We start from the raw sequence: 11,495 nt of genomic DNA, 5'->3' as shown, positions 1-11,495 counted from the left end.
CTGAGGGCTACGGGCGGCCCTTCCGTCCCGGTGAACGAAACGCCCCCGCGCGCACCCCTTCTCCGCTCCGCTCCTCACCTATTGACTCCGCGTCTAACAAGTGCCAGATTCGCTCAGGTCAAGTTACGGGCACGTACCGCAGTCGAAGAGGACCGCTGGAGGCGTTGGGATGACGACCGCAGTGACCCGCGAGATCTCCGCTGAGCTGCGAGGTTTCCAGCGGGTGCAGCGCCTGGCCTACGAATGCGCGGAGGCGGTGGCGGCCCGGTTGCAACCGGGAGTGACCGAACGCGAGGCGGCGCGGATGCAGCGCGAGTGGCTCCGGGACCGCGGGGTGCGCGACTGGTTCCACATGCCGTTCGCCTGGTTCGGCGACCGCACGGCGTTCGTGAACTTCCGTGTGCCGCTGCAGTTCTTCCCCACCGACCGCCGACTGGAGCCCGGGATGCCGTTCATCCTGGACATGGCCCCGGCGTACGAGGGGTACACGGCGGACATCGGCTACTCGGGCTCGCTCGGGCCGAACCCGGTGCAGGACAAGCTGATGGCGGACCTTCAGGCGCACCGCGAGCTGATCCTGCGCGAGGTGCGCGAGCGGCGGTCGCTGCGCGAGATCTACGAGGACGTGGACCGGCTCATGGTCCGCCAGGGTTACGCCAACCGGCACCGCGCCTACCCCTTCGGCGTGATCGCGCACAAGGTGGACCGGGTGCGCGAACGCCGTTTCGCGCCCCGGCTGTTCGGTTTCGGCACGCAGTCGCTCAAGGGGCTGCTCTCCGACGCGGTGCACGGTCACCGCGAGGGCTGGTCGCCGCTGTGGTCGCCGTACCGCTTCTCCGACCATCCGCCGCAGCCGGGCCTGTGGGCGGTCGAACCCCATCTGGGCTTTCGGGGTACGGGCGCGAAGTTCGAGGAGATCCTGGTCGTCACCGACTCCAAGGATCCCGCGCAGAGCGCCTTCTGGCTGGACGACGATCTGCCGCACGTGCGGCGCTGGGCGGAGGACAAGTGACGGTCATGGGTGCTCGTGAGCGCCGGGTACGCGCCGGAGACGTGGAACTGTGCGTGGCCGAACTGGGTGATCCGGACCGGCCGACGGTGATCCTCGTGCACGGCTATCCGGACAGCAAGGAGGTCTGGTCCGAGGTGGCCGTCCGGCTCGCCGACCGCTTCCACGTCGTGCTGTACGACGTGCGCGGCCACGGCGGGTCCACCGCGCCGAAGCCGCTGCGCGGCGGGTTCACGCTGGAGAAGCTCACCGACGACTTCCTGGCAGTGGCCGACGCGGTCAGTCCCGGCCGTCCGGTGCACCTGGTGGGGCACGACTGGGGGTCGGTCCAGTCGTGGGAGTTCGTCACCGTCCAGCGCACCGAGGGCCGCATCGCCTCCTTCACCTCCATGTCGGGGCCGTCCCTGGACCACTTCGGCCACTGGATCAACAAGCGCCTCACCAAGCCCACACCCCGCCGGGTCGGTCAGCTCCTCGGCCAGGGCGCCAAGTCCTGGTACGTCTACCTGCTGCACACACCGAAGGTGCCCGAGCTGGCCTGGCGCGGTCCGCTCGGCAAGGCCTGGCCCGGCATCCTGCGGCGCGTCGAGCACACCCCCGACGGCGACTACCCCACCGCGTCGCTGCCCTCCGACGCCGCGCACGGTGCGTGGCTGTACCGCGACAACGTCCGCGCCCGGCTGCGCAGACCCCGCAAGGACGCGTACGCGCACGCGCCCGTGCAGCTCATCACGCCGGTGCAGGACGCGTTCTTGTCCGAGCGGCTCTACGACGACCTGGAACTGTGGGTTCCGCAGCTGACGCGCCGCACGCTGCCCGCCAAGCACTGGATCCCGCGGACTCGGCCCGACCAACTCTCCGCCTGGATCACCGAGTTCGTCACCTCCGTCGAGAACGGCCGGCAGCAGGTCCGGGCCGACGGCCGCCACGCCGACCGCTTCGGCGGACAACTCGTCCTGGTCACCGGGGCGGGCAGCGGCATCGGCCGGGCCACGGCGTTCGCGTTCGCCGAGGCGGGCGCGCGGGTGATCGCCGTCGACCGGGACGCCGAGGCGGCCGCGCGCACCGCCGAGATGTCCCGGCTGGTGGGCGCACCGGACGCCTGGGCGGAGGCAGTTGACGTCTCCGACGAGCAGGCGATGGAGAAGCTCGCACAGAAGGTCGCCGTCGAGTACGGCGTCGTCGACGTGCTCGTGAACAACGCCGGAATCGGGCTGTCCGGCAGCTTCTTCGACACCACACCGGAGGACTGGGGCAAGGTTCTCGGCGTCAACTTGTGGGGTGTCATCCATGGTTGCCGTCTCTTCGGACGCCAGATGGCCGAGCGCGGCCAGGGCGGTCACATCGTCAATGTGGCGTCCGCGGCCGCGTACCAGCCGTCCCGGGCGCTGCCCGCGTACAGCACGTCCAAGGCCGCCGTGCTGATGCTCAGCGAGTGCCTGCGGGCCGAACTCGCCGAGCGGGCCATCGGGGTGAGCGCGATCTGCCCGGGCTTCGTCAACACCAACATCACGTCCACGGCCCGTTTCGCGGGTGTGGACGCGGAGGAGGAACGGCGACGGCAGAAGCGCACGGCGCGTCTGTACGGCGCCCGAAACTACCCGCCGGAGAAGGTTGCTGACGCGGTGTTGGACGCCGTGGTGAACAACGCCGCCGTGGTGCCGGTGACCCCGGAAGCGCGTCTCTTCCACGCCATGTCGCGCTTCCTGCCCGGGGCGTTGAGGGCGCTGGCACGCGTGCAGCCACCTGTGTCGTAGCAACTGGCCGTGTTACGCATAGGGTTGGCCAACAGCGTTTGCAGCACGTGTGGTTGTCCACAGAATGGCCAAATAGCCTGTGGATAACCGCACTTGGTTGTGGATCAAACCTGCGCACGAAAAAAATGTGCGTGATCCAGCTCTCTCGCGTCATCATGACGACATGAACAAAAACGACACAGACGACAGACGCGTCGTGCGGGTGTCGAAGTACCTGTCGAAGCATCTACGGCACCAGCCGGACCGCATCGGCCTGGTGCTGGACGCGGGCGGCTGGGTCGAGATCGACACGCTCCTCGCCGCGGCGGCCCGGCACGGCTTCCCGATCACCCGGGAGGAGCTGGAACACGTCGTGGCCGTCAACGACAAGCGGCGCTTCGCGATCGAGGGCGGCCGGATCCGTGCCAGCCAGGGCCACAGCGTCGACGTGGACCTGGGCCTGCCGCCGGCCACCCCGCCGCCGTACCTCTACCACGGCACCGTCGCGCGGCATCTGGACACGATCCGCGTCGAGGGACTGCGGCCGATGAACCGTCACGACGTGCATCTCTCGGCCGACCGGGAGACCGCCGGCCGCGTGGGCGCGCGCCGTGGCCGGCCCGTCGTGCTGTCGGTCGACGCCGGCGCCATGCACCGCGACGGTCATGTCTTCCACGTCAGCGCCAACGGAGTGTGGCTGACCCGGACCGTACCGCCCCGCTACCTGCGCTTTCCCGAGGGGCACTGACAGCGGCCGGCGCCGGGCAGCGGTGATCGTTTCACGTGAAACACGGGGTGCCCCTACCCTCGGGGGTTATGAGTCTGCGCCTGAGCACCGTGATCCTCCCCTACCGCTGCTGGCACGAAGGCGGCCGTTCGGCCTGGACGCGGGCCGAGGAGCTGGGTTTCCACACCGCGTACACCTACGACCACCTCTCCTGGCGCAGCTTCCGGGACCGGCCGTGGTTCGGCGCGATCCCGACCCTGACGGCGGCCGCGTCGGTCACCGACCGGCTGCGCCTGGGCACGCTGGTGACCTCGCCTAACTTCCGGCACCCGGTGACCCTCGCCAAGGAGCTGATCTCTCTGGACGACATCTCCGGTGGCCGGGTCACCCTGGGCATCGGCGCGGGCGGCAACGGCTTCGACGCCACGACGCTGCTGCAGGAGGGGCAGGAGCCGTGGACACCGCGGGAGCGCGCCGACCGGTTCGCCGAGTTCGTGCCGCTGCTGGACCGGCTCCTCACGGAGGAAGCGGTCACGTACGACGGGACGTTCTACTCGGCGCGTGAGGCACGCAACATCCCCGGCTGTGTCCAGCGGCCCCGGCTGCCCTTCGCGGTGGCGGCGACCGGACCGCGTGGGCTGAAGCTCGCCGCCCGCCACGGGCAGGCCTGGGTGACCACCGGCGACCCGAAGCTGTACGAGAACGGCACCCCCGAGCAGTCGGTCCAGGCCCTGCGCGGCCAGATCCAGAAGCTGTCCGAGGCGTGCGCCGCCATCGGACGGGACGTGTCCGGGATGGACAAGGTCCTGCTCACCGGCTTCACCCCGGACCGCGACCGCCCGCTGGAGTCGCTGGACGCCTTCGTGGACTTCGCCGGCCGCCACCGGGAGCTGGGATTCACCGAGATCGTCCTCCACTGGCCGATCCCGGACTCGGTCTTCGCCGCGGACGAGAAGGTCTTCGAGGACATCGCCATGGAGGCGCCGGCACAGCTGGGCTGAGAGGCGGAGCCTTGACGTCGGAATCGGGGACCTCGGCCGCGGGAGGCAGGGCCAAGGCCCCCGGCATGGGGGAAACCCTCAGATGCCCTCAGATGTGCACAGTGCCGCACGGTCGTGCGGGCATATGCGGGACAATGGCCCGGTGACCTCAGCGACCCGACAGCCCGAGACCCCGGCCTCCGCTCTCCCGCCGCGGTTGATCGCCACCGATCTCGACGGCACCCTGCTGCGCGACGACAAGTCCGTCTCACCGCGCACAGTCGCCGCCCTCGCCGCCGCCGAGGAGGCGGGCATCGAGGTCTTCTTCGTCACCGGCCGCCCGGCCCGCTGGATGGACGTGGTCAGCGACCACGTGCACGGCCACGGCCTGGCGATCTGCGGCAACGGCGCCGCCGTGGTCGACCTGCACGGCGGCCCCGGCGCCCACCGCTTCGTGAAGGTGCGCGAGCTGGCCCGGGAGAACGCGCTCGACGCCGTACGCCTGCTGCGGGACGCCGCGCCGGGCACCGTGTACGCCATCGAGCAGACCTACGGCTTCAACCAGGAGCCGGATTACCCGAAGCTGCACATGGAGATCCCCGACGTCCTGCTGACCGCCGAGGAGCTGCTCGGACCGAACGGTCCGCTGCCCGACGAGCCGGTGCTCAAGATCCTCGCCTACCACCCCTCGATCGACCCGGACGCCTTCCTCACCCTGGCCCGGCTGGCCATCGGCGAGCGCGCCAACGTCACCCGGTCCAGCCCCAGCGCGCTGCTGGAGATCAGCGGTCCGGACGTCTCCAAGGCCAGCACCCTCGCCCTGTGCTGCGCCGAGCGCGGCATCTCGCACGAGGAGGTCGTCGCTTTCGGGGACATGCCGAACGACGTCGAGATGCTGACCTGGGCGGGCCGGTCCTACGCCATGGGCAACGCCCACCCGGACGTGATCGCCGCGGCCTCGGGCCGGACGGTCGCCAACAACGACGACGGCGTGGCCGTCGTGATCGAGCAGCTGCTGGCCGAACGGGGCTGAACCGGCCACCGGGACCACCGGGCGGCGACTGAGCCGGGCAGCCGGGACCACCGGGCAGGGAACCGAGCCGGGCAGCGGCGAGCACCCGGCGGGGGACTTGGCCCGGCAACGGCGACCGCCCGGCGCCGGACTTGGCCCGGCAACGGCGACCGCCCGGCCCGGGACCGAGAGCCCCGCAGCGACGACCGCCCGGCGGGGGACTTGGCCCGGCAGCCGCGACTGCCCGGCGCGGGACCGAGGCCCGCAGCCGGCCCGCGCGGCGCCCGGCGTCAGCCGATCGGTACGCCGCGTTCGGCCAGCCAGGGCAGCGGGTCGAGCGCCGACCCCATGTCGGGCGTGATCCGCACCTCGAAGTGCAGATGCGGACCGGTCGAGTTGCCGGACGTACCGGACTGGCCGATCCACTGCCCCGCGAGCACCTGCTGCCCCGCGTCGACGCCGACGGCGGCCAGATGGCCGTACTGCGTGTAGTAGCCGCCGGGGTGCTCGAGCACGATCTCGATGCCGAAGGCGCCGCCGCACGCCACCCGCACCACCCGTCCCGCGCCCGCCGCCCGTACCGGCGTGCCGATCGGCACCGCGAAGTCCTGCCCGGTGTGCCGGTGCGCCCAGTGCGAGCCGTCGCTGCCGAAGCCCGCCGACAGCCGGTACGTCTCCACCGGCGCGACCCACGCGCGCGTGCCGTCGAGCGGCGGCTGGTCGAGGCGGACGGCACCGCGGCAGCTGCCCGCCGCGACCGACGCGTCGGCCTGTCCCTGGAGCCGGGTCCGGGCGTCCTCGAGCTTCGCCTCGATGCCCTTCTTCAGCTCGGCGAGTGCGGCGGTGCGCTGTTCCAGCGCCTGCCAGGTGACCGCCGCCCGGGCCTCGTCGGCGCTCAGCCGGGCCTCGGCCCGCCGGTTCCGGTCGATCGCGCGGGTCACGGTCCCCTGGACCCGGGTGAAGGCGTGCTGTCCGCGCAACGCCTCCTCGGGACGGTCGCTCAGGAGCAGTCGCGCGGTCATCGGCAGCCCGCCGCCGGTGCGGTACTGGGCCCGTGCGATACGGCCCAGGTCCTGGTGCAGCACCCCCAGCTGCTGCCGCTGCCGCTCCAGGAGTGCCTCGGCGCGCAGGGCCCGCACGCGCTGGGCGTCGGCCTCCCGGCGGCCCTGCTCGTAGTGCTGGGTCGCCGTGGCCGCGGCCTGGTAGAGCCGTGCGACCTCGGCGCTGACGGCGGCGCCGTCGCCGTCACCGGGCCCGCCGTCGTCAGGGGCGGGAGCCGCCGCGAGCACCGCCAGCGTGCCGAGCAGGGTCGCGACGAGCAGCGGGCGACGGCGAAATGAGCGCATGCCGGCGATCCTCGCGCGGCACGGGCCACGCCGCCCGGTCCGTGTCGTACGACCGGGGGAGCGGTGTGCTGCGGACGGGTAGGAACCGGGGGTCTCCGGCGTGTCGGGTGGCGGGCCCGTGCCGGGGCGCTCTCTGAAGGCTGTCGCGGCCGTCAGCGCGCTGTCACCAGCAGTTCCGCCTCCGCCTCCCGGGCGGCCATCCGCCGCAGCGGACCCTCCTCGGCGGTCAGCCGGGCATAGGGGCCCCGCTGCACGACACGGCCCCGGTCGAGCACGATCACCTCGTCCACGGCCTCCAGACCGGCGAGCCGGTGTGTGACGAGCAGGGTCGTACGGCCCTCGGTGGCGGCCAGCAGATCCGCGGTGAGGGCGTCGGCGGTCGGCAGGTCCAGGTGTTCGGCGGGCTCGTCCAGGACGAGAACGGGGAAGTCGGCGAGCAGGGCACGGGCGAGGGCCAGACGCTGCCGCTGCCCGCCGGAGAGCCGGGCGCCGTGCTCGCCGATCAGCGTGTCGAGACCGTCGGGCAGGCTGTCCGCCCAGGTGAGCAGCCGGGCCCGGGCCAGCGCGCCGCGCAGGTCGGCCTCGGTCGCGTCCTTCTTCGCCAGCAGGAGGTTCTCGCGCACCGAGCTGTCGAAGAGGTGCGCGTCCTGGGCACAGAGCCCGACGAAACGGCGTACGTCGTCGCCGTCGAGTGCGCGGGCGTCCGTGCCGGCCAGGGTGTACGAGCCGGCCGCCGGATCCAGGAAGCGCAGCAGCACCTGCGCGAGGGTCGTCTTGCCGGACCCGGAGGGGCCGACCACGGCGATCCGGCGTCCGGGGCTCAGGGTGAGGTCGACACCGGTGAGCGCGTCCCGGTCCTGGCCGGGGTGACGGGCGGTCAGGCCCTGCACGAGGACCGGGAACGGCGTGGCGGGGGCCGTGAGCGGCCGCTCCGGCTCCTCGACGGGCGCGGGGCTGTCCAGCACGTCGTACACACGCTCGGCGCTCCGGCGTACCCGCTGCCGGTACTGCACGGCGAGCGGCAGGGACGCGACGGCCTCGAACGCGGCCAGCGGCGTCAGAACGACGACGGCCATCGCGACGCCGCCGAGCCGTCCGGCGGCGACGGCCTGGGCGCCGGTCAGGGCGGAGGCGGCGACGGTCAGCCCGGACAGCAGCGCGGTGAGCCCGTCGCCGAGCGCGGTGGCGCCGGCGGCGCGGGCGGCGATGGCGGTGAGCGTCCGGTCGGCGCGGGCGGCCTCGGCGGTACGGGCCGGCAGGGCACCGGCGACGGTGAGTTCCGCGGTGCCGGTGAGCAGGTCGGTGACCCGGGTGGCCAGCTCCCCGCGGGCGGGCGCCAGCCGGCGTTCGGCGCGGCGGGCGACGGCGCCGGTGAGCGCGGGAACGGCCACGCCGGCCGTGAGGAGACCGGCGGCGAGGACCGCACCGGCCTCGGGCAGCAGCCAGGCGGTGAAGCCGACGGCGGCGGCCGACACGAGCGCGGCGGATCCGGCGGGCAGCAGCCAGCGCAGCCAGTAGTCCTGCAACGCGTCGACGTCACCGACGAGCCGGGCCAGCAGGTCGCCCCGACGCCGGGCACGCAGTCCGGCGGGGGCCAGCCGCTCCAGGCGCCGGTAGACCGCGACCCGGGTGTCCGCGAGCATCCGCAGCACCGCGTCGTGCGACACCAGGCGCTCCGCGTACCGGAACACCGCACGGCCGATACCGAAGGCGCGGGTCGCCGTCACGGCCACCATCAGGTACAGCACGGGCGGCTGCTGCGCGGCCCGGGAGATCAGCCAGCCGGAGGTGGCCATGAGACCGACGGCGCTGCCCAGCGCGAGGCTGCCGAGCAGCAGCGCCAGCAGCAGCCTGGCGCGCCGGGCGCCGGACATCGCGCGGACCCGGGCGAGCACGCTCCCCCGGCTCATCGTGTGCTCCGCCATGGGACCGGCGGGGTCGGCCTCGGCAGCCGCGCGCGGGGCGCCTTCCCAGCTCGCCGCGAGGGCGGCCGGTTCCCCGGCGGCCTGCGGCCGCACCGCGTGATCCGTGTGCTCCAGCCGCACGATGCGGTCCGCGACCTCGAGCAGCGCCGGCCGGTGGACGACCAGCAGCACCGTGCGGCCCACGGCGAGGCGGCGCACGGCCGCGACGACCTCCGCCTCGGTCCGTCCGTCGAGTGCGGCCGTCGGCTCGTCCAGCAGCAGCACGGGCCGGTCGGCGAGGAACGCCCGGGCCAGCGCGAGTCGCTGCCGCTGCCCGGCGGACAGCCCGGCTCCGTCCTCACCGAGCAGGGTGCCGAGCCCGTCGGGCAGAGCGTCCACGAAGTCCAGCGCCCCGGCATCGGCCAGGGCCTGCCGTACGGCGGTGTCGCCGGCGTCGGGGCGGGCCAGGCGGACGTTGTCGGCGACGGTGCCGGCGAACAGCTGCGGCCGTTGCGGCACCCAGGCGATCCTCGACAGCCACTGCTCCAGATCGAGGTCGGCGAGATCGGCTCCCCCGATCCGCACCCGCCCGCCCGTCGGCCGTACGAAGCCCAGGAGGACGTCGAGCAGGGTGGACTTGCCCGCCCCGCTGGGGCCGACCAGGGCGACCGTCTCCCCCGGCGCGACGGTGAAGGAAGCGTCCGTGACCGCGTCCGCGGAGCGGCCGGGGTAGCGCACGCAGACACCGTCGAGGGCAATGCTTCCGGCGGGCACGGCTCGCGTGCCCGAATCGGGCAGCGCAGTCTCCAGTACGGCGAAGATCTCCTCCGCCGCCGCCAACCCCTCGGCGGCCGCGTGGTACTGGGCGCCCACCTGCCGCAGCGGCAGATACGCCTCGGGCGCCAGGACGAGGACGACCAGGCCGTCGTAGAGCGTCATCTCGCCGTGGACGAGCCGCATGCCGATCGTGACCGCGACCAGGGCCACGGACAGCGTGGACAGCAACTCCAGGGCGAAGGAGGACAGGAAGGCGATCCGCAGGGTCCGCATGGTCGCCTGGCGGTACTCACCGGTGATCCGCCGGATCGAGTCGGCCTGCGCCTTGGCCCGCCCGAACACCTTCAGCGTGGGCAGCCCGGCGACGACATCGAGGAAGTGCCCGGACAGCCGGGACAGCAGCCGCCACTGCCGGTCCATCCGGGACTGGGTCGCCCAGCCGATCAGCATCATGAAGACCGGGATCAGCGGCAGCGTGGCGACGATGATGGCCGCAGACACCCAGTCCTCGGTGACGATCCGCGCCAACACCGCCACGGGCACCGCCACGGCGAGCCCCAGCTGCGGCAGATAGCGCGAGAAGTAGTCGTCCAGCGCGTCGATGCCGCGCGTGGCGAGCGTGACCAGCGATCCGGTCCGCTGACCGCTGAGCCAGCCCGGCCCGAGCCGGGAGGCCCGCTCCAGCAGCCGGCCGCGCAGCTCCGACTTCACCGCCGCGCTCGCCCGGTGGGCGGCGAGTTCGGTGAGCCAGGAGACCAGGGCGCGGCCGCCGGCGACGGCGACCAACAGCAGCAGGGGGGTGCGCAGTTCGGGCACCGGCATGCCGTGCTGGAACGCGCCGACGACCGTCTCGGCGATGAGCATCGCCTGGGCGATGACCAGCACCGCCCCCAGGGCGCCCAGGCCGACCACCGCCAGCAGGAAGCGGCGGGTGGCCCGGGCGTACCGGAGCAGACGCGGATCGATTGGTTTCACGTGAAACACACCTCAGTGCGCGGGCTCGGCGATGTGCTGGGTGCCGATGCGCTTGCGGAAGACCCAGTAGGTCCAGGCCTGGTAGAGCAGCACGACCGGCGTGGCGATCGCCGCGCACCACGTCATGATCTTCAGGGTGTAGGGGCTCGACGAGGCGTTGGTGACCGTCAGGCTCCAGTCCGGGTTCAGCGTGGACGGCATGACGTTCGGGAACAGCGTCAGGAACAGCATGGCCACGGCGGCCACGATGGTCACCCCGGACAGGGCGAACGACCAGCCCTCCCGCCCCGCTTGGTTGGCCACCAGGGCCGCGACCAGCGCCGCCACGGCGACCACCAGGGCGACCAGGCTCTTGCCGTCACCGCTGTCGGCCTGCGTCCATCCCAGGAAGACCAGTGCCAGGACGGCGGTGACGAGACCGACCTTGAGGGCCAGCTTCCGGGCGCGTTCCCGGATCTCGCCGACCGTCTTCAGCGCCGTGAACACCGCCCCGTGGAAGGTGAACAGGGTCAGCGTCACCAGGCCGCCGAGCAGGGCGTACGGGTTGAGCAGGTCACCGACGGTCCCGGCGTACTCCAGATTCCTGTCGATCTTCACGCCGTGCACGATGTTGCCGAACGCCACGCCCCACAGGAACGCGGGGATCAGCGAGCACCAGAAGATCGCCGTCTCCCAGTTGCGCTGCCATGTCTCCTCGGGCCGCTTGGCGCGGTACTCGAAGGCGACACCGCGGACGATCAGGCAGACCAGAATGACCAGCAGCGGCAGATAGAAGCCGGAGAACAGGGTGGCGTACCACTCGGGGAACGCGGCGAAGGTCGCGCCGCCCGCCGAGAGCAGCCACACCTCGTTGCCGTCCCAGACGGGGCCGATGGTGTTGATCAGCACCCGGCGCTCGGGCCGGTTGCGGGCCAGCAGCTTGGTGAGGACGCCCACCCCGAAGTCGAAGCCCTCCAGGAAGAAGTAGCCGGTCCACAGGACGGCGATCAGGACGAACCAGACGTCGTGCAGTTCCATGTCTGTGCAACT

Annotated in this window: 8 protein-coding genes; 5 read left to right on the top strand and 3 right to left on the bottom strand. The window is 72.6% G+C overall.

Annotated features, from left to right (window positions below):
* Nucleotides 1–169: 169 nt before the first annotated feature.
* From ACZ64A_RS31735 to ACZ64A_RS31715, 5 genes are all read left to right on the top strand, one after another.
* On the top strand, nt 170–1,012 hold the full coding sequence (locus ACZ64A_RS31735; RefSeq protein WP_469815314.1) for a M24 family metallopeptidase: 843 nt from the start codon (nt 170–172) through the stop codon (nt 1,010–1,012).
* A complete protein-coding gene (locus ACZ64A_RS31730) occupies nt 1,009–2,766 on the top strand; it encodes an SDR family oxidoreductase (RefSeq protein WP_469815312.1) in 1,758 nt (585 codons plus the stop codon). Before ACZ64A_RS31735 ends, ACZ64A_RS31730 begins: the two co-directional genes overlap by 4 nt.
* A gap of 163 nt (nt 2,767–2,929) precedes the next feature.
* Entirely contained in the window at nt 2,930–3,493 is a 564-nt protein-coding gene (locus tag ACZ64A_RS31725) for an RNA 2'-phosphotransferase (protein WP_469815310.1), read from the top strand.
* A 68-nt stretch (nt 3,494–3,561) separates the two neighbouring features.
* The gene (locus tag ACZ64A_RS31720) at nt 3,562–4,473 is read left to right on the top strand and encodes an LLM class flavin-dependent oxidoreductase (protein WP_469815308.1); all 912 of its coding nucleotides are present in this window, start codon (nt 3,562–3,564) and stop codon (nt 4,471–4,473) included.
* Nucleotides 4,474–4,597: 124 nt separating this feature from the next.
* Entirely contained in the window at nt 4,598–5,485 is an 888-nt protein-coding gene (locus tag ACZ64A_RS31715; RefSeq protein WP_469815307.1) for a Cof-type HAD-IIB family hydrolase, read from the top strand.
* A 269-nt stretch (nt 5,486–5,754) separates the two neighbouring features.
* On the opposite strand, the gene ACZ64A_RS31710 is transcribed toward ACZ64A_RS31715, so the two are convergent.
* The 3 genes from ACZ64A_RS31710 to cydB all read right to left on the bottom strand — a co-directional run bounded on the left by ACZ64A_RS31710 (nt 5,755) and on the right by cydB (nt 11,483).
* A complete protein-coding gene (locus ACZ64A_RS31710) occupies nt 5,755–6,810 on the bottom strand; it encodes a M23 family metallopeptidase (protein ID WP_469815305.1) in 1,056 nt (351 codons plus the stop codon).
* A 152-nt stretch (nt 6,811–6,962) separates the two neighbouring features.
* On the bottom strand, nt 6,963–10,466 hold the full coding sequence (cydD, locus tag ACZ64A_RS31705) for a thiol reductant ABC exporter subunit CydD (protein WP_469815303.1): 3,504 nt from the start codon (nt 10,464–10,466) through the stop codon (nt 6,963–6,965).
* A 12-nt stretch (nt 10,467–10,478) separates the two neighbouring features.
* On the bottom strand, nt 10,479–11,483 hold the full coding sequence (gene cydB, locus ACZ64A_RS31700; RefSeq protein WP_469815301.1) for a cytochrome d ubiquinol oxidase subunit II: 1,005 nt from the start codon (nt 11,481–11,483) through the stop codon (nt 10,479–10,481).
* Nucleotides 11,484–11,495: the final 12 nt, after the last annotated feature.

The sequence above is a fragment of the Streptomyces sp. NPDC104814 genome (assembly GCF_055583185.1).
The sequence above is the reverse complement of the archived record's forward strand: the minus strand, read 5'-3'. Positions and strand labels throughout refer to the sequence as shown.